Source organism: Caballeronia sp. SBC1 (genome assembly GCF_011493005.1).
GTDB lineage: Bacteria > Pseudomonadota > Gammaproteobacteria > Burkholderiales > Burkholderiaceae > Caballeronia.
The window spans coordinates 2,207,249-2,232,665 of sequence record NZ_CP049156.1 but is presented as its reverse complement, the minus strand read 5'-3'; the positions used below and the strand labels follow the sequence as shown (position 1 = coordinate 2,232,665).

Annotated in this window: 17 protein-coding genes and 1 other RNA gene; 5 read left to right on the top strand and 13 right to left on the bottom strand. The window is 60.7% G+C overall.

Annotated elements, in window-relative coordinates; translation table 11 throughout:
* Positions 1-7: 7 nt before the first annotated feature.
* Together moaD and moaE are read left to right on the top strand one after the other, a co-directional pair.
* Positions 8-265: a molybdopterin converting factor subunit 1 gene (gene moaD, locus SBC1_RS09760; RefSeq protein ID WP_165091545.1), complete on the top strand. Its 258-nt coding sequence runs from the start codon at positions 8-10 to the stop codon at positions 263-265.
* 1 nt (position 266) lies between these two features.
* Positions 267-746 carry a molybdopterin synthase catalytic subunit MoaE gene (gene moaE / locus SBC1_RS09755; protein WP_165091541.1) on the top strand — a complete coding sequence of 160 codons (480 nt, stop codon included), beginning with the start codon at positions 267-269 and terminating at the stop codon, positions 744-746.
* A gap of 80 nt (positions 747-826) precedes the next feature.
* Here moaE and SBC1_RS09750 read toward each other — a convergent pair whose 3' ends face one another.
* Positions 827-1,438 carry a group III truncated hemoglobin gene (locus tag SBC1_RS09750; protein ID WP_241201914.1) on the bottom strand — a complete coding sequence of 204 codons (612 nt, stop codon included), beginning with the start codon at positions 1,436-1,438 and terminating at the stop codon, positions 827-829.
* A 652-nt stretch (positions 1,439-2,090) separates the two neighbouring features.
* On the opposite strand from SBC1_RS09750, the gene SBC1_RS09745 reads away from it, so the two are divergent.
* Both SBC1_RS09745 and clpB read left to right on the top strand, forming a co-directional pair.
* A complete protein-coding gene (locus tag SBC1_RS09745; protein ID WP_165091538.1) occupies positions 2,091-2,582 on the top strand; it encodes an Rrf2 family transcriptional regulator in 492 nt (163 codons plus the stop codon).
* A 352-nt stretch (positions 2,583-2,934) separates the two neighbouring features.
* Positions 2,935-5,532 carry an ATP-dependent chaperone ClpB gene (gene clpB, locus SBC1_RS09740; protein ID WP_165091536.1) on the top strand — a complete coding sequence of 866 codons (2,598 nt, stop codon included), beginning with the start codon at positions 2,935-2,937 and terminating at the stop codon, positions 5,530-5,532.
* A gap of 126 nt (positions 5,533-5,658) precedes the next feature.
* Here the strand turns inward: clpB and SBC1_RS09735 are convergent, their stop codons facing one another.
* The 12 genes from SBC1_RS09735 to trxA form a co-directional block, all read right to left on the bottom strand.
* Positions 5,659-6,108 (bottom strand): YidB family protein, encoded by a 450-nt coding sequence (locus SBC1_RS09735; protein ID WP_165091534.1) that lies wholly within the window; start codon positions 6,106-6,108, stop codon positions 5,659-5,661.
* Between the two features lie 200 nt (positions 6,109-6,308).
* Positions 6,309-6,935, bottom strand: coding sequence for a helix-hairpin-helix domain-containing protein (locus SBC1_RS09730; protein ID WP_165091532.1), 627 nt, complete (start codon positions 6,933-6,935; stop codon positions 6,309-6,311).
* Positions 6,936-7,262: 327 nt separating this feature from the next.
* Entirely contained in the window at positions 7,263-9,473 is a 2,211-nt protein-coding gene (pbpC, locus tag SBC1_RS09725) for a penicillin-binding protein 1C (protein WP_165091529.1), read from the bottom strand.
* A gap of 4 nt (positions 9,474-9,477) precedes the next feature.
* Positions 9,478-15,450, bottom strand: coding sequence for an Ig-like domain-containing alpha-2-macroglobulin family protein (locus tag SBC1_RS09720; protein ID WP_165987581.1), 5,973 nt, complete (start codon positions 15,448-15,450; stop codon positions 9,478-9,480).
* 132 nt (positions 15,451-15,582) lie between these two features.
* Positions 15,583-16,962 carry an MATE family efflux transporter gene (locus SBC1_RS09715; RefSeq protein ID WP_165091524.1) on the bottom strand — a complete coding sequence of 460 codons (1,380 nt, stop codon included), beginning with the start codon at positions 16,960-16,962 and terminating at the stop codon, positions 15,583-15,585.
* Between the two features lie 2 nt (positions 16,963-16,964).
* Entirely contained in the window at positions 16,965-18,728 is a 1,764-nt protein-coding gene (locus SBC1_RS09710; RefSeq protein ID WP_165091522.1) for a glycosyltransferase family 39 protein, read from the bottom strand.
* 317 nt (positions 18,729-19,045) lie between these two features.
* A complete protein-coding gene (locus SBC1_RS09705; protein ID WP_050380378.1) occupies positions 19,046-19,300 on the bottom strand; it encodes a type B 50S ribosomal protein L31 in 255 nt (84 codons plus the stop codon).
* 185 nt (positions 19,301-19,485) lie between these two features.
* A complete protein-coding gene (locus SBC1_RS09700) occupies positions 19,486-20,325 on the bottom strand; it encodes a zinc-dependent peptidase (RefSeq protein ID WP_165091519.1) in 840 nt (279 codons plus the stop codon).
* Between the two features lie 46 nt (positions 20,326-20,371).
* Complete coding sequence (locus tag SBC1_RS09695; protein WP_165091517.1) at positions 20,372-21,919, bottom strand: MFS transporter; 1,548 nt, start codon at positions 21,917-21,919, stop codon at positions 20,372-20,374.
* Positions 21,919-22,398, bottom strand: a complete 480-nt coding sequence (locus tag SBC1_RS09690; protein ID WP_165091515.1) for a MerR family transcriptional regulator — start codon at positions 22,396-22,398, stop codon at positions 21,919-21,921. Before SBC1_RS09690 ends, SBC1_RS09695 begins: the two co-directional genes overlap by 1 nt.
* A gap of 233 nt (positions 22,399-22,631) precedes the next feature.
* The gene (rho, locus tag SBC1_RS09685) at positions 22,632-23,897 is read right to left on the bottom strand and encodes a transcription termination factor Rho (protein WP_031356444.1); all 1,266 of its coding nucleotides are present in this window, start codon (positions 23,895-23,897) and stop codon (positions 22,632-22,634) included.
* Between the two features lie 384 nt (positions 23,898-24,281).
* Complete coding sequence (gene trxA / locus SBC1_RS09680; RefSeq protein WP_031356443.1) at positions 24,282-24,608, bottom strand: thioredoxin TrxA; 327 nt, start codon at positions 24,606-24,608, stop codon at positions 24,282-24,284.
* Between the two features lie 402 nt (positions 24,609-25,010).
* On the opposite strand from trxA, the gene ffs reads away from it, so the two are divergent.
* Positions 25,011-25,109, top strand: an RNA gene (ffs, locus tag SBC1_RS09675) — signal recognition particle sRNA small type.
* Positions 25,110-25,417: the final 308 nt, after the last annotated feature.

Sequence of the window (25,417 nt, the reverse complement as noted above, 5' to 3'; positions counted from 1 at the left end):
GGCAATCATGAAAGTCGAATTGAGGTTTTTTGCGGGCGTGCGTGAAGCGCTCGGCGTGGCGAACGAGAGCGTGGAGGTCCCGGACAACGTGTCGAGCGTCGGCGACGTCCGGGCCTGGCTGCGCATGCGCGGTGGCGCGTGGGCGGAGACGCTCGCCGAGGGCCGCTCGTTGCGCATGGCGTGCAACCACGAAATGACGGACCCGTCGCGACGCATCACGGAAGGCTGCGAAGTCGCGTTTTTCCCGCCAGTCACGGGCGGCTGAGATGACCCGAGTCCGCGTGCAGGAAGCCGATTTCGATCTCAGCACGGAAGTCGCCGCGTTGCGTGCCGACAATCCGAAGGTGGGTGCGGTAGCGTGTTTTGTAGGCACGGTGCGGGATCTTAACGAGGGCCAAACCGTTCAGGCGATGGAGCTGGAGCACTATCCAGGCATGACCGAAAAGGCGCTGGAGGCAATCGCTGCGCAGGCACGAGAGCGCTGGCCGGGTTCGGACGTGCTGATCGTGCATCGCGTGGGAAAACTTTTGCCGCTCGACCAGATCGTGCTGGTTGTGACGACCGCCATGCACCGGGCGCAAGCGTTCGAATCGTGTGCGTTCGTGATGGATTATCTGAAAACGCAGGCGCCGTTCTGGAAGAAGGAAAAGACGGAACACGGCGAGAAATGGGTCGATGCCCGTGAATCCGACGACGCGGCGCTGGCGCGATGGGATCTCGAGTCGCCGAAAGGGGCGGCTGCGTAAGCAATCGGCAACGACCGGCAACGGCCGGTACGGCCGGTGGCTCCGCCCGGCTCTGTGGCGGGCGGACCGGGAATCCGCGCTTATGCGTCGCTCGATTCGTCGCTTGGTTCTGCGCTTGGTTCTGCGTTTTCAACGCCCGACAGCCTGACCGGAAAGCGTTCGCCGTGGCTTCGGTCGGGCAACTCCGTCGAAGACTCGGTCTCGTTGGTGCCTGTGCGCAGGCGCTTTAGCGACGCCATCAAAGCGAGTTGCGCGTCCGGAATGGCATAGTCCCAGCCGAATTTGCTCAGTTGCAGGCTTTGCGCAATGCGCAGCGCAGGCTCCATGAACTGCACTGCAGCGGCGGGTTCGTAGCGGGTGTTGACGGTATCGAGGAAAAGCGTGAGCCAGCGCGCGAAGTGTTGGGGTTCAATATCGCCGAGAGGCCGGTGCGCCTCTTGAACGTTGCCCCTATATCCCTTCGTTCCAAGCACGAGGCTCGACCAGAACGTCGTCATCTTCGCTAGATGCGCGTCCCAGCGCCCAGCGAGTTCGCGGGCGAAGATCGGGCCAAGCAGCAGGTCGTCGTCCACACGGCGGTAGAACGCGTCGACCAGTTCCCGGATATTCGTTTCGTCGGGTTCCGCGGCGGGGACGAACGGCGTCGGTAGCGGGTTCGGCTCGCTGGAGGGCTCAATCAGGGGCTTGCTCATAAGATTCGATCACAGGATTCAGTGGCGGATTTCGTTCGGCTGGCGAAACGCCGATAGCGGTCGCTGATAGTGGCTCTCGACTCGGCGAGCGCAAACCTGAGCCGCCGGATTAGTAAGATGCCACGCACAGTAGTTACTTGACCGAAACAGAATAAACTACGAATCTATCGCCGAATGAGCTCATAAAGTGGGCTGATCAGCCAGGTTCATGAAGCCCGCAACGTTATACGAACCATCTGTAAATGGGGCCAGAAAGGTCAGCCGACAAGAAAATCAGGGCGATGTCAGGGCAATAAGTTAGGCCGATAGGTTAGGCCAGTAAGTTAGGCCAGAACGTGCGGCAAATAAGCCAAATGATGTCTGATTGACATACAACTGATTGCTTCGATGATAATCGACGTTTAATCGTGACACAGGGTGGTCCACGCGGCGACTGGTCGCAGGGGTCGTGGCCACGACGCAGGCGTTGCACGGCGGCCGGGCAGGCTGGGCCAGACACGTACAGCTGGTTCAGGCCGAGCGTGTTCCTGACTATCTTTGCCGCCCGACGCCGTACCCTGTGTCCGTGCGATTGAAGCTTTTCCTATGCTCCGAACCGACGCGACCATGCGATCGGTTCATGCGACTGATTACGCGAACTACGCGAACACCCATGCGACTGACCGATTACACCGACTATTCGTTGCGCGTCTTGCTCTATCTGGCCGTTCGGCCCGAGGGATTGTCGACCATCCAGGAGATCTCCGATGCCTACGGGATCTCCAAGAACCATCTCATGAAGGTGGTGCAGCGGCTTGGAGAGTTGGGCTGGGTGGAAACCGTACGCGGCCGTAACGGCGGGCTGAGGCTCGATCCTCGTACGCCGTTGCTGAGCATCGGCGAGGTCGTGCGCAAGACGGAGAACGATTTTTCGATAGTCGGTTGTTTCGCCGATGAAAGCGAGGCCCATCGGCATTGCGTGATCCAGTCCCATTGCCGTCTGCGGGGGGTGTTCGCCGCCGCGCGCGACGCGTTCCTCGCGGAACTCGATCAGCATACGGTCGGCAATCTGGCGTCGCCGGCTAATGAGCTCGCGAGCGTGCTCGGCATTGTGCGATTCATGCCGCCAGCGGCGGCCATAGATCGTATTGCCGGACATAGCTGACCGAGCTGCGGTACATGACAGTGATGTGACCGATTTGCCTGCCTGACCTTCCTGAAGCTCGCTTATTCCTGGCGCGGGCCGTGCTGGTTCTTCGACCTGGATCAGCCCGCTGCCGTCGATATCCGATCACAATGGTTCCATGACGCCCACGCTGAACGGACGCCAACATATATGTTGCTCCTGGCTCAACGGCTTCGCGCATCATGACCGCTACCCGCCGCTATTAATCGCTCGGCACCACCAAGCGCGTCAATCGGCATTTCGCAGAAAACTGCGGTTTTTGGGCAGTGGAGCGCTTGAAAGTGCCGGATCACGCCTCATTTTGAACACATCCCGATTTGGAGGTCTCAATATGAGAATCGACAAGCTAACGACGAAGTTCCAAGAAGCACTGGCCGACGCGCAGAGTCTTGCCGTCGGCAATGACAATCAATATATCGAACCGGTTCACTTGCTTGCCGCGCTGATTGCGCAGCAGGACGGTTCGGCGCGCTCGCTGCTGTCGCAGGCGGGCGTGCAGGTCCAGGCGCTGCAAACCGCGCTCAAGGACGCCATGACGCGTCTGCCGCAAGTCCAGGGCACGGACGGCAACGTCCAGGTCAGCCGCGATCTGGCCGGCTTGCTGAACAGCGCTGACAAAGAGGCGCAAAAGCTCAACGACACATTCATCGCAAGCGAGATGTATCTGCTCGCCATCGCCGATGACAAGGGCGAAGCCGGTCGTATCGCCAAGCAGCACGGCCTCACGCGCAAGGCGCTCGAAGCGGCGATCAATTCGGTTCGCGGCGGTGGCCAGGTGAACAGCCAGGACGCCGAAAGCCAGCGCGGCGCGCTGAAGAAATATACCGTCGACCTGACCGAACGCGCACGCGCGGGCAAGCTCGATCCAGTGATCGGCCGGGACGACGAAATTCGCCGTTCAATTCAGATACTGCAACGCCGCACGAAGAACAACCCGGTGCTGATCGGCGAGCCGGGCGTGGGCAAGACCGCCATTGTGGAAGGTCTCGCGCAGCGGATTGTGAACGGCGAAGTGCCGGAATCGCTCAAGAGCAAGCGCGTGCTGTCGCTCGACATGGCCGCGCTGCTGGCCGGCGCCAAGTATCGCGGGGAATTTGAAGAGCGGCTGAAATCCGTGCTCAGCGACATTGCCAAGGACGAAGGCCAGACCATCGTTTTCATCGATGAAATCCATACCATGGTCGGTGCCGGTAAAGCCGAAGGCGCCATGGATGCGGGCAACATGCTGAAGCCGGCGCTCTCGCGCGGCGAGCTGCATTGCATCGGCGCGACGACGCTTGACGAGTATCGGAAATACATCGAAAAGGATGCGGCGCTCGAACGCCGGTTCCAGAAGGTGCTGGTCGATGAACCGTCGGTGGAAGCGACCATCGCGATCCTGCGCGGCTTGAAGGAAAGGTATGAACTGCATCACGGCGTGGAAATCACCGATCCGGCGATCGTCGCGGCGGCGGAACTATCGCATCGCTATATCACGGACCGTTTTCTCCCCGATAAAGCCATCGACCTGATCGACGAAGCAGCGTCCAGGGTCAAGATGGAAATCGATTCGAAGCCCGAAGAGATGGACCGGCTCGATCGCCGGTTGATTCAGTTGAAGATCGAGCGCGAAGCCGTCAAGAAGGAAAAGGACGAGGCATCGCAGAAGCGCCTGCAGTTGATCGAGGAAGAAATTGAACGGCTGGATCGCGAGTATTCCGATCTCGAGGAAATCTGGATGGCGGAGAAAGCCGCCGTGCAGGGCAGCGCGACGCTGAAGGAAGAGATCGAGAAAGTGCGCGCGGACATTGTGCGTTTGCAGCGTGAAGGCAAGCTCGAAAAGGTCGCCGAATTGCAGTATGGCAAGTTGCCCGGACTCGAAACGCAGTTGAAGCAGGTCACGCAGGCCGAGACCGCCGAACAAAGCAATCCGACACGGCCACGCCTGTTGCGCACACAAGTGGGCGCCGAGGAAATCGCGGAAGTGGTGTCGCGGTCCACCGGCATTCCGGTGTCGCGGATGATGCAGGGCGAGCGCGAGAAACTGCTGCAGATCGAAGGCAAGCTGCATGACCGCGTGGTCGGGCAGGACGAAGCGATTGGCGCGGTGGCCGATGCGATTCGCCGTTCGCGCGCGGGGTTATCGGATCCAAACCGTCCGTATGGTTCGTTTCTGTTCCTTGGGCCAACGGGTGTGGGCAAGACCGAGTTGTGCAAGGCGCTCGCTGCGTTCCTGTTCGATTCAGAGGATCACATGATCCGTATCGACATGAGCGAGTTCATGGAGAAGCACAGCGTTGCGCGGTTGATTGGCGCGCCGCCGGGTTATGTCGGCTACGAGGAAGGCGGTTACCTGACCGAGCTGGTGCGTCGCAAGCCCTACAGCGTGATCCTGCTCGATGAAATCGAGAAGGCGCATCCGGATGTGTTCAACGTACTGCTGCAAGTGCTCGACGACGGCCGCATGACCGACGGGCAAGGCCGCACCGTGGACTTCAAGAACACGGTCATCGTCATGACGTCGAATCTCGGCTCGCACGTGATCCAGGCAATGGTCGGCGAGCCGCACGAAGCGGTGAAGGAGGCGGTCTGGGAAGAGGTCAAGCTGCACTTCCGGCCGGAATTCCTGAATCGTATTGACGACGTCGTGGTGTTCCATTCGCTCGACCGCGAGAACATCCAGATGATCGCGAAGATCCAGTTGCAGCGGTTGCATGAGCGGCTCGCGAAGCTGGAGATGCAACTCGATGTGTCAGATGCCGCGCTGGAACATATCGGCAAGGTGGGTTACGACCCGGTGTTTGGCGCACGGCCGTTGAAGCGCGCGATCCAGCAGCAGATCGAGAACCCGGTCGCGAAGCTGATCCTCGCCGGCAAGTTCGGACCGAAGGACGTGATCCCCGTGGATATGCGGGATGGCGAGTTGGTGTTCGATCGCGTCGTGCACTAAGGCGAGGGTTGACGGCGCCCGACGAAGTCGGTCGGGGGTCGTTCGTCCCAACAAAAAAGGGGCAACGGAGTGATCCGTTGCCCCTTTTTTCTACTACGGAAACTGCAGAGACCTAGCTGAAAACGCTTAGGCCTTCGGTTCTTCGCTCTTGCCGAACAAGCCTGCCAGACCGCCAAGGCCGCCGAGCGAACCCAGCAAGCTGCCCACATCCAGCTGGCCGTTCGCCGGTACTTGGCCATCCGGCGTCGCGTGGTTCACGAGATGCGGCAACACCGCGGCCAACATGCCGGACACCTGGTCGCCGGACAAGCCAGCTTTCTGCGCCATCTGGCTGACCGCGTCCGAACCGAGCACGTTGGTCACGGTGTCCGAACTGATCGGCTTGTTTTCGCCGTTGCCAACCCACGACGAGACGATGTCGCCCGCGCCATTTTCATGGAAACGCTGAATCAAGCCGTTCAGGCCGCCGGGCTGGTTGTTGACGAACTCCATCGCAATGGCGACCAGGCCGGACTGTGTGCCGCTACCTTGAGACGAATTGCCGAAAGAAGAGGCGAGGGTATCGAGTAGGCTCATGGCTGTCTCACTTGAAAACGATGCTGGTTAGATGTCGTCCGGCGTCATGCTGGTTTGCCTCTGCCGAACGGAAAACATGCCGTCCCGTGAAGGACGGCCAGAGTATTTCTGCTGCAAGGCGACCTGGGCGGCTTGAATTCGAGATGCGCGTTGATGACCATTCAACGCTCGGGATTCAGCGCTGAAGTGCGTCGCCGTCCTCAGGTTGCTGCCGCGTCACTCGCGGCTTTCTTTTTCTTGGACTTCTTCGACGCCTTGGCGCCGCTCGCGCTCGACGCTGCATCGGCCGTCGCTGTTGTTGCTGTTGTCGCCGCGCTCGAACTAGCTGCCGCGCTGGCCTTGGCTTTTTTACCCTTCTTGCCCTTGGTGGTGGACGCCGCGTCCGCCGTTGTTGCGGGGGTCATTGTTGGCGTTGCTGCTGGCGTTGTGGCCGTGGTCGCGGCGGGTGACGTGGCGGCGGTTGCGGCCGCGGACGACTTCACTGTCGATTTGGCGGGCGCTGCGGCACCTTCATTCGTGGCGGCAGGCGTCTTGCTGGCTTTCGTCCCGGTCGGCGGTGCGGATGAACCGCCAACCGTCAGCCCGGCCTGCTCCAGGTTCGTCACGGACTTCGTGCCGAGTCCTTTCACGCGGTTGGCGAGATCGTCGGCATCTTTGAACGGGCCGTTCTTCGTCCGTTCGTCGATGATCGCCTTCGATTTCACCGGCCCAAGCCCCTTTACCGATTCAAGCGACGTTTGGTCTGCCGTATTCACGTCGACGGCCGCAAACGCGGCGCCTACGGACAACGCAAGGGCCAGACACAGCATCAACAGCTTTTTAAGCATGACAAGTGCTCCAGGTTGAAAAATAAAAACAGGAATCGATGCCGGCCTTACTGGAAGCCTGGCCAGAAAGTCCAACAAGCATAGGACAAAATGCGGGTCAGGATAATGGCAGCGACCTCCGTCCGGTGCGGGGGGGATTATTTTTTACAACATCACCGGCTATTATTTTGCCGGTTGTACCGAATCCGCTGCCCGGTTTCGATTCCGATAGCGATTATCACCAGACTCGTGGCGGATGGAGGCGAATCGGTTCAGATTTAACGTTTTCGGATATACGCTTGTCGGAATAGATGCATTGCCGGATTTGATTCCTCAGGTTGATTCTTATCAATCTTTTGTCTTGATTTTCGCAAACGCGCCGCGTACTTCGAATTTCACGGAATCGACCACCAAGCCCTGGCGATCGACCAGTTCCAGCGTGTGATGCCCGGGCCACGGCAGCCAAGCCATTCGTGTCATTTGTGCGGAAGGGCCGGCCAATTTGCCGTCCAGCCGCCACACGCTGCCCGCTGGTGCGCTTTGCGCGCTCTCGAACCAGACCCGCTGGCGCGCGGCGGGAATATCGGGATCGAGCGCGAAAATAGTGCCGTCGGTGGGCGAGGCGATCCGGGCCGTGCCGTTGCGCACGGCCGCGCCTTCCGCATTCGCCGACAACGCGATCCGCGACATTTGCGTGCCGCTCAGGAACCAGTCGTCGCGCGCCGGCTCGATATCGTTTTGATAAACAATCTTTGTGCGCACTACGCCCGGTGGCGCGACCGGCGGCCGGCTTGGCGTGCGCCGGTGCAGGTAGTTCACCAGGGCGGCCCACACGGGTGCGGCGCCTGTGACGCCGGAGACGTCCCACATCGGCGCGCCGTCCGCGTTGCCTACCCACACGCCAACTGTATAGCGCGACGTGTAGCCGACCGCCCAGTTATCGCGCATGTCCTTGCTCGTGCCGGTTTTCACCGCGCTGAAAAAACGCGTGGCAAGGACACTGTCGAAGCCGAAGGTGCGCGTGCGCGCGTTGTTGTCGGCGAGGATGTTCGTCACGATAAAACTGGCTTGCGGACTGAAGACTCGCGTGCCAAGAGGTGGCGAGGTGCGTGTCGGCAAATCCGATATTGGCCCGGTGAGGCCGCCGTTCGCGAGCGTCCGGTACGCGTTCGTGAGTGTCGCGAGCGTCACGTCGGCGCTGCCGAGCGCGAGACTGAAGCCGTAGTAATCGCCCGCTTGCGTGAGCGGCAGACCGAGCGACACCAGCGTTTTCGCGAACCGGTGCGGCGTGACCATTACCAGCGTGCGCACCGCCGGCACATTCAGCGACGATCCCAGCGCCGTGCGCATGCTCACCCAGCCCTTGAAATCGTGATCGTAGTTTTGCGGGATATACAGGCCGCCGCCGGTGGCGAGATCGAGCGGGGCGTCATCGAGTAAAGAAGCTGGCGTGAGGCGCTTTTCGTCGATAGCCTGTGCGTACAAGAACGGCTTGAGCGTCGAGCCAGCCTGGCGCAGCGCAACGACCGCATCGACTTCCGGCGCGTTCGACAACCCTCCCGCCGAGCCGACCCACGCGAGAACCTCGCCGCTGAGGTTATCGATGACGATCGCTGCACCGTCGTGCACATTGCGCTGATGCGCGCGTGAGTTGAGCTCGAGCAAGGTTCGCGCGAGCGAGTCACGGGCGAAGCGCTGCAGTGATGCGTCGAGCGTGGACTGGACACGCGCGCCCGCTGCAGGATGTACTTCGCCGGCCACACGGCGCGCGAAGTGCGGCGCGAGCGCGTAGTAATCCGAGGACCGCGGCGAGGCGGATGCGGTCCGCGTGAGCGTCAGCTGCACGTAGCTGTCGAGGTTCGCGCAAGGGTCCGTTGCGAATGGCCGCGCCCGGTTCATGTCCTTCAAAATCCCGCACGCCCGAGCCGATACCTTCGCGTAATTCGCATTCGGCGCACGCACCAGCGCGGCCGTGAGTGCGGCTTCACGCTCGTTCAGCCCGGACGGGAGTTTGCCGAACAAAGTCTGCGACAACGCCGACAAACCCACGAGCTCACCGCGAAACGGCACGAGATTGAGATAGGCCTCGAGAATCTGGTCCTTGCGCCACGCGTGATCGAGCCATAACGCGCCGACCGTCTGCGTCGCTTTCTCGCTTATCGAACGGCGTCCGGGCCGGCGATCTTCATCGATCAGACCGGTCAGTTGCATGGTCACCGTCGATGCACCGCGCGTGCGCGTGTTCCAGAGGTTGCCCCAAGCCGCCGCCGCCGCGCCGCGCCAATCCACGCCGCTGTGCTCGTAGAACCGTTTGTCCTCCGAAACAACAATCGCCTCGCGCAACGCCGGCGATACATCCTGCAACGCGACCCAGTCGCCGCGCCGCTCGGTTGTGTCAATACGCGTGCGCTGCAGCGGTTCGCCGTCACGAGCGAGCAACACCCAGTCGGAACTGCGCCAGCCCGAGCGCACTTCGTCGAAGCTAGGCAGCGCGTTCGCCGAGCTGGCGAACCCGGCGAACGCGACGCAACCGATAAGGGCGAGGGCAGCGCGTTTCATCGCGTTATTTGGCCGCGGCCAGGGGGGCGACGAGCATCGTTGCATTGGGAATCGCGCCGAACACGGATGGCGCGTAGAGCGCTTCCACGCGCGTAGGCGGCAACCCGAACGTGCCCGCATTGTTCAGCCGGACGGTGTATTCCACCTGCAGTTTCCCCTTCGGCAAATAATCGTAATACGCGCGGTATCCATCGAAACCACGTTCGACAAACGCCGGCCAAGCGCCTTGCGGGCTCTTTTCGCCTTCGGTCGCCGCTTCCGAGTCACGGCCGAGGCCCGAGCCGAGGATCGTTGCACCCGCCGGAATGGGATCATTGACGACGACCCATGTCATATCGCTCTGGGCATCAATGTCGAGATGCACACGCACGATGTCACCACGCGAGAGCGTGCCTTTGACTGCAGGATCGATCGGCGTGATGGTTTTCGTGATCCGATAACCCGCTGCGAACGGCGCTTTCAACGCGACGGCCGCGAGGCTCTCGATGGTCGCCCACGGTTTGCCGCTGCCTTCTTGCGTCAGGTTCAGCGTGCCGGATGCCCACGGCAACGTCACGTTGTGGGGATTCGCAGGCGAGGCGGGCGCATTCCACGCGATGGCTTTTTCCGTCGTGCCGAGCGCAATGCGCGTTTGACCGTTGACCGGCGTACTTTCGAACACACGCGAGAAGCGCTGCACGGCGAGTTTGCCCCACAGGTTCGACGTCGTGGTTTGCCACGCGCCGTTCGTCTGCAACGCGAGCAAACCGCCAATCAGGCGCGGCATTTCATCCTTCCACGCGGGGTTATCGGCGAAAAGCAATGCCGTGCGTGCCGCGTTCGTTTCCGGGCCGGTCATGAGCCAGTAGAGGTCGTCGTCGGCGGCGGTGGAGAAGGTGAGGCGCGTGCCCGAATACGTCAAACGTGCTCGCAAGATCTGCTCGACTTGGGCGCGCTGATCGTCGCGTTGAGCTATGCCATCGACACGCGAAAGAATCGAGTAATAGTCGAGTAGCGCCGATGTTGGCCACTGATTCGGCGCGATGGTGATCGAACCGAGCATGCGCGGTGCAGCCAGACCGTAGCGCGACAACGCTTCAATCGCCGAGAGTTTCACGAAGTCCAGGTCCTGCCGAGGCGACCAGAATTTCCGCTCGATCTTCCCTTCCACGAAGTTGGTCAGCGCCGCCGCGAGTTTGTCGCGGAGGTCGTCGGGAAGCGCGAAGCGGGGATCCGCTTTCGATGCTTCATCGCTGACCGCGAGCAGATACGCCGACAACGCCGGACTACCGTAAGGCCGGGAGTCGTCCGAGGGCGGGAAGTAGTTGGCGAGCCCGTCGCTATCCAGATATGAGGGCATCCGCGCGATCACCGTCTGCCATTGCGTGAGGTCATCGAGACCCAGCGCGCGTGATGTTTGCTGCTCGAGACAGCTATACGGATATCGCTCGAACCAGCGTCGCACACCCGGCAGGCCATCGGCGAGTTTCGGCTGCAGCGTGACGGCAATGCCGCCGCGAATCTGTCCATCAGCTGACGCCACTGCGGTCTCGGGCGGTGCCACGGGCAATGCGAACGTGCCGTCGACTTGAGTGATCGTAGCTTGCTGCACGGTCACAGGAATCGCGGCCACCACACGTTGCGTGAGTTTGACGGCATCGGCGGCTTTCGGACCGCCTTGCTCCGCTGCACCCACTTCCCAGTTCAACGCGCCAGTTGCAGCCATGCCGATGGCGTCGGGCGTCTTCACATCCCACGAGATTTCCTGCGATGACTCCGGCGCCAGTGTCACGTTTTGCGCGGGGAGATCGAGCGTCGGAACACGAGGCGTGACGACAACCTGCATCGTCCGTGCGGTTGTATTGCGCAGCGTGAACAACGCGCGGAACTGATCGCCCACGCGCACGAGCGGAGGCAGGCCCGAGATCAGTTGCAGATCCTGCGTGCTGCGTATGGATGCACTGCCGGTGCCGAATTGACCTGCGCCCACCGCCCCGATTGCGACAATGCGAAAGCTCGTCAACGCGTCGTTGAGCGGCACATCGACTGTTGCTTCGCCGTTTGCATCGAGCGTCACGCGCGGGTTCCAGAGCAAGAGCGTATCGAACAGTTCGCGTGTCGCGCTATGTCCGCCTCCACCACCCGCCGGCACTGCTTTGCGGCCGAAGTGACGGCGTCCGATGATCTCCATTTGCGCCGTCGATGTCTCCACGCCATACGCGCGCCGTTGCAACATGGCGTCGAGCACGTTCCAGCTTTGATTCGGCATTAGCTCGAGCAGGGCTTCGTCGACGGCCGCGAGTGCGATTTGCGTGCCGGCCGGCGCGGGCTTGCCGCCCGGCAGCGTCACGCGGACTTTCACATGTGCCTTCGAGCGCACGGCGTACGACTTCGCATCCGTCGTGACGGTTATGCCAAGCTTGTGCGAGGCCGTTCCCACCTTGATCTCGCCGAGCCCGTAACGGAATGCGGGCTTCGACAAATCGACAAGCGGGGTAGGCGCTTCGTATTGCCGCCCTTCGTACCAGAACGCGTGCACCCAATCGAGTGGCGATTTCCAGCCCCACGTGAAGAACGAATACCACGGCACTTCGTGAATCCGCCCGCGGATCGCGAGCACGGAGACGTACACATTCGGCCCCCACGACTCCTGCACTTTCAGCTCGACCGTCGGGTTCTTGCCATCGAGTTCCACGACCTTCGTTTCCACGATACCCTCGCGCTCCACCGCCACCAGCGCGGTCGCGAAGCGGAACGGCATACGCACCTGGAAGCGGGCGGTTTCGCCGGGTTCGTAGCTTGTTTTCTCAGGCAGCACATCGATCCGGTCCGTGTTTTCGCCACCGAACCAGAGCTGATCTTCGCGCGTGACCCAGATCGAGGTGGTCGCGTTCGCCACCCGGCCATCGCCGTCTTTGGCGGTAGCAATCAGGTCGACGTTGCCTGCTTCCTTCAGTTTTGCCTCGCAGGAAAGCAGGCCGTGGTCGTCGCTCTTGCCACTGCAGAGCGTGCCGAGGTCCTTGGTTTCCGTGTGGTTGTCGTATGCATAGAAACCGCCGACCATGCGCTTGCGCGAGCTCGTCATGGTCCGTGCAACGCCGCGTATTTCGAGCGCGACGCCCGCGCGCGGCTTGCCTTGCAAGTCGACGGCAAGTGCCTGCACCGGCACCGCGTTGCCGACCGACACCCAGTCGCCTGCCTTGATACCGGCGGCAACAGCTGCGGGCCAGAGCGTGGCACTGCCGCGCAGCGTCTGGATCTCGCCGTTGGGGTCCGCGAAGGTCGCTTCCAGCGCAAGCTGCTTTGGCGCTTCCACCACCGGCAGCGACTTGAGCGTGAGGGTACCCGTGCCATTGCGGTCGAGCGTCAGCGCGGTTTTATCGGCGATGAGTTTCGCCGTGGACGTATCTTCCTGCGCGTTGCTGTTGTCATCCTCGCCTTCGGTTGCGGGCGCGCTGGCGCCATCATCGGTGGGTTTCTTATACGGCGCGAAACTAAACGATTCGAACTGCGAAGCAAAAGCCGGTGACGTGTCTTTCATCAATGCCGACACTTGCACCGGCAGATTCGATGCCGGTCCGCCCGACACATATTCAATCTGCACCGCGAGCGGTGCGGTCGTCGCGGCGACGAGCGCGCCGGTCTTTTGATCGCGAATGCCGATCGATCCCTTGAACACCGGCAGGCGGAATTCCTCCACGCGGAAATTGCCGGTTTCGATGCTCATGTGACCGGACCCGGCGTCGTCGCCGTTGTTGTCGTCGTCCGTGTTTGTCGATCCGTCGTCCAGCGTTACGCTGTATTCGCCGAGCTTCGCAGCGGCGGGAATCGGGAAGGTGGAATCGGCGCTCCGGTCAGCCGCCCATTTGAGCGGCAGATGATAGGTCTGGCCGCTGCCCTCATGACGGATCGTCACGCGCGAAGGCAAATGCGACGGGAACGCAAAACCGTTGAGCGTTTCTTCACGGATCAAATGTTTCATCGACACCGTTTCACCCGCGCGCAGCAGCGTCCGGTCGAATACGGTTGTCGCGCGCGTGGTTTGATCGCGGCTCATATCGGTGGGCACATTGAAGCGCCACGATTCAATCCCGCGATTCCAGTCCGACCGCACGAAAGCCATGTCCGGGCCGGTCTTCGGATCGTCGACGCGCGCTGAGACAAAGAAGCCGGAATCGTCGATGCTGTTTTCATCGCAGGAACGTGCCGATGCCAGCGGTTTGCCGATCGTTGCAATGCCATTCAGGTCGGTCTTGGCGACTGCAATCTGATCGCCATTGCAATCCGTGACGCGCACTTGTGCGTTCGGCACGGGTTTGCCGCTATCGAGCGCGGTCACCCAGACGATGCTGTTTTCGCGGCCTTGTTTGAAGTGCACGCCCAGGTTGGTGACGAGCACCGAGGTGCGCACATACATGGCTTGCGGTTTGCCGAGCAACGATGCACCCAATGCCGGCGATGCCAGTTCGACTACATAGAAACCGGGTTTCGGGAGAGGAATGCCGACCACTTCAAAAGGCCGCAGCGACTTGGGATCGGCTTGCGGCACGCTCAGGCTTTCAACGCCCGGTTGTTTCGCCAGCAACGACAGCGAGCGGATATCGATTTGCGGATCTTTCGCGGTGCTGCCCTGCGCGTAGACCGGCGTGATGCCGTTGCTGAGCGCCTGTGGCATCTCCTGTTTGATCTGCGCGACGGACATTGAAAAGCCGTCGAAACGATTGACGGTTTTCATCCATCGACGAATCTCGGTGTCGGCATCCACGCGCAGCTTTGTCACGCTCGATGACCCCGCGTTGAGGCCATTCACTTTCAGGTCGGCTTCCACGTGGCGCAGCGTGACGGGCAACATGGCGGGCATGTTCGGTTCGGCGAAACGCTCGATGATCCCGAATGTCGACGATGAAAACTTGGCGAGCGGCGGCATGGGCGCCGTTGATGTCTTCAGCGGGAAAAGGTCCGCGTTCGACAGCGTGCGACCGCTGGAATCCTTGAGGCCAGCAGGCAGTTCTATCGATAAATCCGCGTGTTCGGGCAACGGCGCCGCGAACTGGACGCTGGTGATGTCGTTGTCCTTTTCGTCGGGATCGAACTGGGGCGAGGTCTTGCCGCCCGGGCCGTGCAAGGTGATCTTTTCTGCGTCCGCTCGTGGCACGGGGGAGCTGAAGCGGATGCGCAACGGGCGCAACGGCGTGCAGGGCGCCTTGGCGTTTTCACGTTCGCAGGAAAAACTCGCGGTGAAGGGTTCACGGACATCGAAGTCGAAGCGTTTCTCTACGTCGTTGGCAAGACCGCTCGGGCCGGCTACGCCCGCGCCGTACACGAGTTGCATTTTCGTGGCGGACGGCAGGGTCTGCTGGCAGGCGAGCGTGAGCACGCGTGCGCTGTCTTTTTCGAGGCGGAAATGTTTGAGGAGGGCGGCGCGCGCGTTGGCGTCGACGGTCTTGACGGGAATCCGGTTACCCAATCCATTCGATTCGCACCAGATGTCCTGCAACGCGGACGCTTCTGTCGCGGGGCCGTTCAGGCGCAGCACGAAGGTCTGTTTTTCTTCTATCTCGCCGCCGCCGGGCATGACTTGCGTGACAAACGGGCCGCCGGTTTCGAAGCGGAACTGCCGTGGACCGGTGAGCGCGTTGCCCGCGGCGGATTTGAGTCCGTCTTCCAGCGCGACCGAGCAGCGCATACCGGGCGTGAGGTCTTGCATGAAGTCGAACGCCCAGGTTTTATCGTCGATCCAGTGAGCGGAACCCGCCGATGATCCCCCGCTGCAGTGGACTTGAGCTGGGGCTTTGGCTGCGGGATCTCCGAACGCGATCATCGCTTCGTCGAACTTGACGACCACCTGGCGCACCTGCGTGACCTTGCCCTGTGGCGACACGCTCAGCGTGCGGGCGGCGTCGGCGCGATGCGTGGCGCCCAGGAAGCCCGCTGCGAGCAAGGAGAGGGCGGCCAGCGTTGCCAGTGGCCAGCGTTGTTTTTTTATGACGCGGATCATCGCACTCGTTCCAGGGTGGCCAAAACGCTGGCGATTTTACCGGAATGTTACGTCATCCTTGCCAATTGTTTTCATTTTATGACAAGACGATGCAAACTGATTGCATCGAGTGCGCGGTTGCGATGGTTGAATCTAAACCGGCTCGGCCCCTGCGCGGACGCGATCGTCCGGAATGTGCCGCGTGCTGATACGCCGCCAGTAGAGAAACAGTCCTACGCCCGCCACGCCCAGGCTCAGCGAGTTCGCCACCCAGAACCCGCGTGCACCATGCAGCCAGGCAGGCGCATAACCGCCCACGTTGAACCCGAGCAAGTACCCGCCGCCCAACCCGATCCCCCACAACGCAACCGCGTAGATCACCGTGGGTACGACCGCCACCTTGTAGGCGCGCAGCACGAAAGCCGTGGTGATCTGGAGGGCATCGAAGAAATGATAGAACACGACAATGGCGAGTAACGGCATGGCCGCCGCGATCACCTGGCTGTCCGGCGTGTAGGCCTCGAGCAAGTACGGCCGCAGTGCGAACAGCGCCGCGCCGTACACGCACGCAATACCGCACGACAACATAATGCCGTGGCGGGCGAGCGAACGGGCGGCATCGAAACGTTGTGCGCCGAGCGCCTGCGAGACGAGGGTCGCGGACGCCACGCCAATGGACAAGGGCGTCATGTAGAGCACGGCGCCAATGTTTCCGGTGATCTGATGCCCAGCCAGCGTGGTCGTGCCAAAGTGCGAGATGAACAACGCCATGAAGGTGTATGACGTCACTTCGATCAGGTAGGACAGCCCCATAGGAATGCCGAGTTTGAGCAGCGCTTTTTGACGTTGCCAGACGGGCCAGCAAAAGCGCGAAAACACGCCGAACGGCCGGAAGAACTCAAAACGCACAAGCACCGTTATTCCGACAATGGCTATTAGCCAGTTGATCATGGTGCTGGCAATGGCGCAGCCCGGACCACCGAGCGCCGGCACGCCGAAACCGCCGAAGATGAACCACAGGTTGAGCGGGATCTTCAGCATCAGCGCGCCGACTTGCAGGAACATGACGAGGCGCGGTTTACCGACGGCGTTTGTGAGCGAGCTATAAACACGAAATGCCAGACTCGCGGGCAGTCCAAGCGACAGGATGCGCAAATAGGCGAGGGTGCGGTCGTGCAGGGCGGGGGGAGCATCGGCGATGCTTAGAAGAGGCTGCGGGAAATACAGGCAGACGAAGCCAATCACCGACAACACCGCCGCCAGCCATAGTGCCTGCCGGACTTCCTCGCCGATCTCGGCTTCGCGCCGCGCACCGAACAATTGGCCGGCGATGGGCTGCAACGCCGTCAGGATGCCCGTCAAACCAATATAGACAGAGATGTAGATCGACGAACCGAGGCCGAGTGCCGCCAGATCCGTGGCGGAATATCGACCGACCATGGCTGTATCGATCACGCCGAACGCGATGATCGCCAACTGGCCGATCAGAACCGGCCACGCCAGGGCCACGATCTTGCGGACATCCGGCCACATGATCAGTCGCTTCCGCGATGCAGCGACTTCGGCCGCAACCGCTTGACCGGCGCCACCGGCCGCTCGATGCGCACATACAGCCGGAACCGTTCGTCGCGGTCGGCCACGCGCCGGCCTTCCCACACCAGCTTCCACTCGAACGGCGAGATTGACGACGGTTCGCCGTAATCTTGCGTGTCCTGGCGCAGGATCACGTCGCAGTCTTCATCGAAGGCGAAATGCATGCCGCCGAAATACGCGAAAGTCGCAATCTGTGCATCGCCCAGGCGCACCGGGGAAATGCAGGTGTAGTCAGGCGGCAGATGATCGGCAATCTGTTCGGCCACGTCGCGATACGTCCGGCTGTAGTTCACCACGGGCAGCCACAGCGTCATCAGCAGCACCCACATCAGCGTGGTTCCCGCGCTCGACAGCACGACGCTGCGCCACAACACCTTCGGATGACGCGCGAGGCGCCAACGCGCGAGCGAGAACCAGCACAGCGTCACGGCGACCGCGCACACGAACGACATGATCTTGAATTCGGGCTGGAAACCGGGCGCCAGACGCGCGAGATTGCGCGCGAGCGGGGCGGGGAAACCAAACAGGCCCGCGCTCCAGACGAGCCAGACGAACGTGGCGAGCAGCGTGAAACTCAACATTGCAAACCAGTCGATGGCGTTGATCGCCCCGCGCTTGAGCGTGGGCAGCGCGAACGTGGCCAGCACGGACAACGGCGGCAGCAACAGCATGAACAGGCGGTTCGACTGATGACTTTGCAGGATCACCAGCACCAGCAGCGGCCCGATCACCGAAAGCGGCACGGCCACGTGCGGCGAGCGGCGCAGTCCGCTCCAGCTCACAAAGGTCCAGATGGCGAGCGGCCACGCCGGCCACGTGAAGAGCGGCAGGTTCTTGAGGGCGTAGGAGAGCGCCTGGATCGGCGAACCGGAAAACGAGTCGAAGCTGTTACGCCACCATTGGCGCAGCCACCATTCACCGTCGTCCGGGTAGAAGTACAGCACCGCCCACACCCAAGCGCCGATCAGGATGACGGCGACGGGGACGCCGAGCACAACCAGATGGAACGGCCGCACTTCGCGCACGATAACGGTCATGGCCAGCGTGCAGAGCAGCAGTGCCAGCACCAGCACCGGGCTGCTCGATAAACCCACGAAGCCAATAGCCGCGCCCCAGACGAGCGCGCCCTGGATCGGCTTGTCGCAACTGCGCACGAGGCCGTACAGCAGCATGGCGGTGCCGGCGAACTGAGCGAGCTGGGGCGTGGTTTCGTGGCCGCGCTCGGCCAGGCCGAAGCAGGCGAGCAGGATCAGCAGCGCGCCATCGGCGAGTGTGCGGCCGTAGTCACGCGGCTCGGGCTCGCCGCCAAAGGCGTATTTGAACGGTTGTGCCTCGTCACGCCGGCCAAGTAGATACGCCGTGTACCAGACGAACGCGCAGGCGATACAAAACAGCAATCCGGTTACCACTCTCGATGCGTTGCTTGCATCGACCCACGGGCTCAGCAGGCGGATAAAACCCGCGCCGAACCAGTACATGAACGGGCCGTCGCCGGTGAGCGCCTTGCCTACCAGATTCGGCAGGAGCCAGTCTTTCGCGCCCCCGTTGGCCATGGTCCACATCACGCCGAAGCCCGCTGCGTCCTCGTTTTTCCACGGGTCACGGCCGAACAGTCCAAACGACGCGTAGATGATACAAATGGCGAGCAGCAGCCAGCGCGGCAGGGCGCTAGTGGCGGAGGCGGTCAGACGGACAACATTTCGCATGCGTTTGGGCGAGGGAACAAAACTGATGGAGCAATGCGGCGGCGCTTGGGTCCTGCTTGGATCCTGCTTGGGTCCTGCTCGGATCCTGGTGTGACACGCGAATCTCGTGCCTTGGCGGGTCGTGCGATTTTTACCGAATCCGGCATTGTAGACGGGTGGCGCCGCGCGCGTCATTGCGGTGCTTGAAAGCGTGTGGGTTCAGCGGGGTGAGTTCGCCCGATTGGCCCCGGATTGCCCCGGCGCACGAGGTACAGACGAAAAAAAGGCAGCTTTCGCTGCCTTTTTTTGAAACCAGCCTTGGCGGCTTTCTCGACTAATTACTTCTTTGCCGAAAATGCTGCGAACTTCTTGTTGAACTTCTCGACGCGGCCGGCCGTGTCCATGATCTTTTGCTGACCGGTGTAGAACGGATGCGATTCCGACGACACTTCGATCTTTGCCAGCGGGTACGTCTTGCCTTCGAACTCGCCGGTTTCGCGCGTGTTGATGGTCGAACGTGTGATGAACTTGAAGTCATTCGACATGTCGACAAACAGCACTTCGCGGTAATTCGGGTGAATGCCTTCTTTCATGGTCTTTCCTTGGTATCTGTTGGTAGCCAGCCCACCCGGATTACGGGGTTTGCGCATGTTTGCAGGCCATCCTGCAAACCGATCTTGCGAGCGCGAGCCACTTGCCTGAGGTCGAAAAACGGCGATTATGCCAGAAAATCAGCTGTTTGGCATGTTTTCAGGGCTTCCGGACCGACGCGGAAGGTTCATTCTTGCCCCGGCGAGTTCAGCGCACCCACGCCCGCAGGGTCCTGCCGGTAATAGCGCGCAAGCAGGCGATACAACTCCGGATAATCACGCTCGAACGCCACCGGCTGCACGAACAGCGCCTCGCTGCAGACTGCAAAAAACTCCGACGGATGGTCGGCGGCGTAGGGATCGATCAGCGATTCGCGCTCAAACCGGCCCCATCGGCGCGGGGGAACCGCGTCAACCTGAGCGCAGAAATGGTCGTACGCGTGATCGAAGACATCGTTCCAGGCGTTGGAATCGAGCGGCGCGTGCCAGCGGCGAAAGAGGGGCGGATGACCGTCCGCCTCGCCATTCAGCATGTCGATCTTGTGCGCAAACTCGTGGATCACCACGTTGTAGGCATCGGCGCCATCGGTCATCTGCGCGTCTTCCCACGACAGCACGACCGGGCCGCCTTCCCAAGCCTCGCCGCTCGCATCGTGTTCAATCTCGTGCACCACGCCCGCCTCGTCCTCAACCGTCTTGCGGATCACGAACTCGCCCGGATACACAATCACGCCGACCCAGCCGCGGTACAACTCCAGGCTCAGATTCAGCACGGGCAGACAGGCTTGCGCCGCGATAGCGACGATCATCGCGTCGGTGAGCGTCAGGTCGTGGGCGGTCGAAAACTCCTTTTCAGCGATAAAAAGCGTTGACCATTCGCGCAGCCGGCCGCGATCGGCGTCGTCGAGATGACCAAAAAACGGCAGGCGCTCGAGTGTGTTGTGCCAGAGCGTGTCGTCGATAGCGTGTTTGCGCAGCGCTCTTTCACGACGATTTCCGCTGATCAGCCGGGTCAGGAAATTGGCCATGAGATCTGTAGTGTTCTCTCGATGTTCTCTTGATGCTTTCCGGCGCTCAATCGATCTGTTTCTGCCAGAGGGCGAACACGCCACCGCAAATTGCCACACCCATCAGGAAATAAAAACCGTCGAGCGAAGCGAGGAAACTCGCCTGTTGCGCGACCGTGCGGGCGATGGTTGCAATAGCAAGCCTGTGGGCATCGACGGCTGAATGGCCAGCCGCTGCGAAGCCATTCGCCAGCGCATTCGCGGCGTTCTGAAATTCCGGATTGTACGGATTCACAGCTTCGGCGAGTCTTGACTGATGCAAGGCTTCCCGATGCTGTTCGACAATAATCACTGCCGCCGTTGCAAACGAGAGCGTCAACTGCCGCACAATATTTTTCAACCGGTAGCCGTGCGTAAACTCCTCGATCTCGAAAATCTTGAACGTCAGATTCGCGACGGGCAACACGATGAACAGCAGCAACAATCCACGTAGCAACATGGGTGGGATCAGGTCGCTTTGGGCCACGCCCGGCGACATTCGCGTCATCAGCCACCCGACCAGCGCCGCAATCGCAAAACCCGGCACGATGATCCATTTCTTGCGCTTCACGTACTTGGTATACCTGAAATACAGGAACAGCGCGGAACCCGAGATCAGCGACGTGATACCGACCAGCCGGCCCGTGTTCTCGACCGGATACCCGAGTCCCTGTTCGAGGAATCGCGAGATCAGGTAGCTGAATCCCGTCGACTCGAAGTAATAGAACATGTACAGCAGGAGACCGACCTGAAACGAGCGTTCGCGCAGTGCGTGAAGGCGTACGAGCGGTGCAGGGTGATGCCATTGATGCCACGCAAACCAGGCGAGGGCGCCAATACCCGCCACCGTCAGCAATACGAGAGCAGGCGACGTGCTGAAGTGCACGAAGCGCACTTGTTGCATCACGATCTGCAGCGCGCCCTGCGCAAACGCAAACAATAGATACGGCCAGAAACTCGTCGCGCCACGTTCCTCCCGCACCACATTGCCGGAATCAGGCAATGCGAGCATGGCCAGGACGGCGAATGCGAGCCCTGCGGGCGCGGTGCAGGCGAACAACGCGCGCCAGTCGAAGTGCGACACGAGCCAGCCCCCAAGCAAGGGCGCAACTGCGCTGCTGCCCACGATCAGGATCAAGAACGCCCGCGTTGCGCCGGCGCGCTTTTGCGGCGTAAAGCTCACTTGGATCAGGATGCGGCATGCGCCCATCATCGGACCGATGAAGTAGCCTTGCAAACCGCGCGTGAACATCAGTTGCAGCGAGGTTTCGGTGAGCGCGGACATCATCGCGCCGCACGCGTACAGCAGCATGCAGCCGGCCACATAACGCCGGTGCCCGAGCCGGTCCACCCACCATTGCTGCTGCAAGATCCCGAGCACGGCGGCGACCGCGTACGCGCTCGACGACCACACAAGTTCATCCGGCGATGCATTGATTCCACCCGCAATGTAGCTGGCAAAAAACGAAAAGATGGCGTTGTCGAAGTAGTCCAGCCCGGTCACGAGCGCGAGCACCCACGGGAAAAAGTCCCCGCGCAACCGCTCGACCGTGAACACCGGCGCCCGCGCGCTCATTACTTCTTGCTCCTGGCCTTCGCGCTCGCCTTCGACCTTTGTTCGAGTAGCGCGTCGGCAGGCTGACCGGCGAGCCGCGCTTCCACGTAATCCAGGTCGAGACGCAGTTCGGCGCGCACCGCTTGTGCCTCTTTTAACTCGCGGCGCACGGACTCAATGCGAGTATCGATAGCATCAAGTTGCTGCTGCAGACCCTCGCGGATGTCCGCCAGAGAATCGGGTGAATAGCGATTCTGGCCGGCTTCCGTTTTTTCAAGCGGCCGCTTGAGCATCTCCACGATGCCGTGCAGCGAAAACCCTAGCGACCGCAGCCGCAAGATGCGCCCGAAGCGCTCCAGATCGTTTTCGTCATAGAGTCGATAACGCCCCTCGCTACGGCTGGGCGTAACGAGACCGCGTTCTTCGTAGTATTTCAGCGTGCGGGGGGTGACGCCGAGGCGTTCGGCGGCGTCGCGTACGGTGAGCAGTTCGTTGGACATGGTGCTGGCCGAAGGTTTTATCGGCAGATGATGATGTCCCGAAATTATAGATCAACATGAACGTGAACGTACACGTTCATAATCGTGCTGCTCGTTTCGGCAGACGAAAAAAAGCCGCCCGCGAATGCGGGCGGCTTTTCATGTTTCGAACCAGCGCGTTGGATTAACTACGTTGGATTAACTACGTTGGATTAACTACGTTGGATTAACTACGTTGGATTAACTAAGTTGATTTAACTTCCGCCGCGGCGCATCAGATCGAAGAACTCGGCGTTGTTCTTGGTTTGACGGATCTTGTCGAGCAGGAATTCCATGGACTCGACTTCGTCCATGTCGTGAATGAACTTGCGCAGCACCCAGACTTTTTGCAGCAGGTCCGGCTTGATCAGCAGTTCTTCGCGACGCGTGCCTGACTTGTTCAGGTTGATCGACGGATACACGCGCTTTTCTGCGAGGCGGCGTTCCAGATGCACTTCCATGTTGCCGGTGCCCTTGAACTCTTCGTAGATCACGTCGTCCATCCGGCTGCCGGTTTCAATCAGCGCCGTGCCGATGATGGTCAGCGATCCGCCTTCCTCGATGTTCCGAGCCGCGCCGAAGAAGCGCTTCGGGCGTTGCAGTGCGTTCGCGTCCACACCCCCGGTGAGGACCTTGCCCGACGCCGGGACCACCGTGTTGTAGGCGCGAGCGAGACGCGTGATGGAGTCCAGCAGGATCACGACGTCGTGCTTCATTTCGACCAGGCGCTTGGCCTTTTCGATCACCATTTCCGCGACTTGCACGTGGCGCGCGGCGGGTTCGTCGAAGGTGGAGGCGATCACTTCGCCCACCACCGAGCGCTGCATTTCCGTCACTTCTTCAGGCCGTTCGTCGATCAGCAGCACGAACAACACGATGTCTGGGTGATTCGATTTGATCGCATGCGCAATGTGCTGCAGCATCACGGTCTTGCCTGATTTCGGCGATGCCACCAGCAACCCGCGCTGACCCTTGCCGATAGGCGAGATCATGTCGATGATCCGGCCCGTCACGTTCTCTTCGCCGCGCATTTCGCGCTCGAGCGGCATCGGTTTGTTCGGATGCAGCGGCGTCAGGTTTTCAAACATGATCTTGTGCTTCGAGGCTTCCGGCGCCTGGCCGTTGACCTTGTCTACCTTGACGAGCGCAAAGTAGCGCTCGCCGTCTTTCGGCGTACGCACTTCACCTTCGATGGTGTCGCCTGTGTGCAGATTGAAGCGGCGGATCTGCGACGGGCTGATGTAGATGTCGTCTGTGCTGGCGAGATACGAAGTCTCGGGCGACCGGAGGAAGCCGAAGCCGTCAGGTAATACTTCGAGCGTGCCGTCGCCGAAAATCGTGTCGCCAGTCTTGGCGCGCTTTTTAAGAATCGCGAACATCAATTCCTGCTTGCGCAGTCGATTGGCGTTTTCGATCTCCAGGCCGTTGGCCATTTCGATCAATGCGGAGACGTGCTGAGACTTGAGCTCGGATAAATGCATACGGATTTCCCGCCAGGGAGAAGAGGTACAACAGAGAATTTGGGAGGAGAAGTGAGCTGAACGCTCAAGGACCTAAACGTCTTGCCGTCTTAAGAAACGTCTTGCAGTCTTAGGATTCTAGCATAGCACATGCCGGCATGGCCTCGGGTGGCCATGGTGACAGTGTGATTCGTTCATGTTGTGGTCTCACAACAATCTGCTGGAATCTCACGTGGAGCTAACTGCTTTTGCCGTCTTTACTTTTATAGCTAGCCGGATAAGACCTGAATAAGACCCGGCTCAAACGCCGGGTCGTACCGCTGGAAGGGAGTTGTTCCGCGAGAGCCGCAAATGCCGTTGCAGGCTTTCCGGCTTCGACTCACAACTTCGAACCCCAGCTTCAAATCACAGGTTGCTGTCGAGAAAGGCGGTCAGTTGCGACTTGGACAATGCGCCGACCTTTTGTGCGGCGACTGCACCATTTTTGAACAAGATCAGAGTGGGGATGCCGCGCACGCCGAACTTCACCGGTGTTGACTGATGCTCGTCCACATTGATCTTCGCGATCTGCAGGCGGTCGCCGTAGTCCTTGGCCACTTCGTCGAGGATCGGAGCAATCATCTTGCAGGGGCCGCACCATTCCGCCCAGAAGTCGAGCAGGACGGGTTTATCCGATTTCGTGACGTCCTGGTCAAAGGATGCGTCGCTGATATGTTTGATCGATTCGCTCATTATGTGAATACCTCTATGAATTCGAGGCCCGCGTTTGAATGCTCGCCACGATACACCAAAACAGGAAATAGTTCGCCGCGCTGCGGGGTGTAGAGCCGCTCGCTTGGATGGGCGCATACCGTTGCCGGAAAAGCCGCGTTCTGTCTGTCACACGGTGATTAACCGGTGCTTCAAATTGTCATCTTAGCTTACTTTGCTATCTGTTGCCGGGTACCGATAGGTCCCCTCTGGACGAAACTCCAGCGCCCGATATTGCGGCGTATTCAGCGGCGTATTTTATACAGCGGGCAGGTGGCAACGCTGCTGGCCCCAGGTCGTGCATATTGCGATTGCGCGCCTGAAATTCAACAGCATTCACCTTGGTGGTGGGCGCGGCGATCCTTCTCTGATATGATTCTTCGTGACGGGCCTCCTCGCATGGTGGCGCGGTCAACCTGGTCAGGTCGGGAACGAAGCAGCCACAGCCGTTTTCTACCAGTGCCGAGGGTCGGGCTCGTCACCTTCGCTTTTCTTGTTTGTCTCGTTGTTCGTTCTTTGTCTCGTTGTCCCCTGTCCTCTTCGTCGTACCCCCTCCGTAGTTTCCCGAGTATTTCCTCGACCCCATCGTTTTGTCCCTCGTTTCAAACTTCCTGTCTTCCGGGTTTCTTGCGGCTTATTGAGGTTTGGTTAAGTTTTGCGTTTTTCGTACGCTTACTTCACCCCTTTTCTGCTCACGTTTTTCGCCCTTGAAGAGCCATTCTGTCGGTATGCGGGGCAAGTTTTGGCGCGTCGCCTCTGCGGGCGCGAGTCCCTTGGGGAAACGCTTTTGC

Excerpts from the sequence above, each read along its gene's own strand:
- moaD (WP_165091545.1), top strand. The coding sequence starts at position 8 with ATGAAAGTCGAATTGAGGTTTTTTGCGGGCGTGCGTGAAGCGCTCGGC.
- moaE (WP_165091541.1), top strand. The coding sequence starts at position 267 with ATGACCCGAGTCCGCGTGCAGGAAGCCGATTTCGATCTCAGCACGGAA.
- SBC1_RS09750 (WP_241201914.1), bottom strand. The coding sequence starts at position 1,438 with ATGAGCAAGCCCCTGATTGAGCCCTCCAGCGAGCCGAACCCGCTACCG.
- SBC1_RS09745 (WP_165091538.1), top strand. The coding sequence starts at position 2,091 with ATGCGACTGACCGATTACACCGACTATTCGTTGCGCGTCTTGCTCTAT.
- clpB (WP_165091536.1), top strand. The coding sequence starts at position 2,935 with ATGAGAATCGACAAGCTAACGACGAAGTTCCAAGAAGCACTGGCCGAC.
- SBC1_RS09735 (WP_165091534.1), bottom strand. The coding sequence starts at position 6,108 with ATGAGCCTACTCGATACCCTCGCCTCTTCTTTCGGCAATTCGTCTCAA.
- SBC1_RS09730 (WP_165091532.1), bottom strand. The coding sequence starts at position 6,935 with ATGCTTAAAAAGCTGTTGATGCTGTGTCTGGCCCTTGCGTTGTCCGTA.
- pbpC (WP_165091529.1), bottom strand. The coding sequence starts at position 9,473 with ATGAAACGCGCTGCCCTCGCCCTTATCGGTTGCGTCGCGTTCGCCGGG.
- SBC1_RS09720 (WP_165987581.1), bottom strand. The coding sequence starts at position 15,450 with ATGATCCGCGTCATAAAAAAACAACGCTGGCCACTGGCAACGCTGGCC.
- SBC1_RS09715 (WP_165091524.1), bottom strand. The coding sequence starts at position 16,962 with ATGTGGCCGGATGTCCGCAAGATCGTGGCCCTGGCGTGGCCGGTTCTG.
- SBC1_RS09710 (WP_165091522.1), bottom strand. The coding sequence starts at position 18,728 with ATGCGAAATGTTGTCCGTCTGACCGCCTCCGCCACTAGCGCCCTGCCG.
- SBC1_RS09705 (WP_050380378.1), bottom strand. The coding sequence starts at position 19,300 with ATGAAAGAAGGCATTCACCCGAATTACCGCGAAGTGCTGTTTGTCGAC.
- SBC1_RS09700 (WP_165091519.1), bottom strand. The coding sequence starts at position 20,325 with ATGGCCAATTTCCTGACCCGGCTGATCAGCGGAAATCGTCGTGAAAGA.
- SBC1_RS09695 (WP_165091517.1), bottom strand. The coding sequence starts at position 21,919 with ATGAGCGCGCGGGCGCCGGTGTTCACGGTCGAGCGGTTGCGCGGGGAC.
- SBC1_RS09690 (WP_165091515.1), bottom strand. The coding sequence starts at position 22,398 with ATGTCCAACGAACTGCTCACCGTACGCGACGCCGCCGAACGCCTCGGC.
- rho (WP_031356444.1), bottom strand. The coding sequence starts at position 23,897 with ATGCATTTATCCGAGCTCAAGTCTCAGCACGTCTCCGCATTGATCGAA.
- trxA (WP_031356443.1), bottom strand. The coding sequence starts at position 24,608 with ATGAGCGAATCGATCAAACATATCAGCGACGCATCCTTTGACCAGGAC.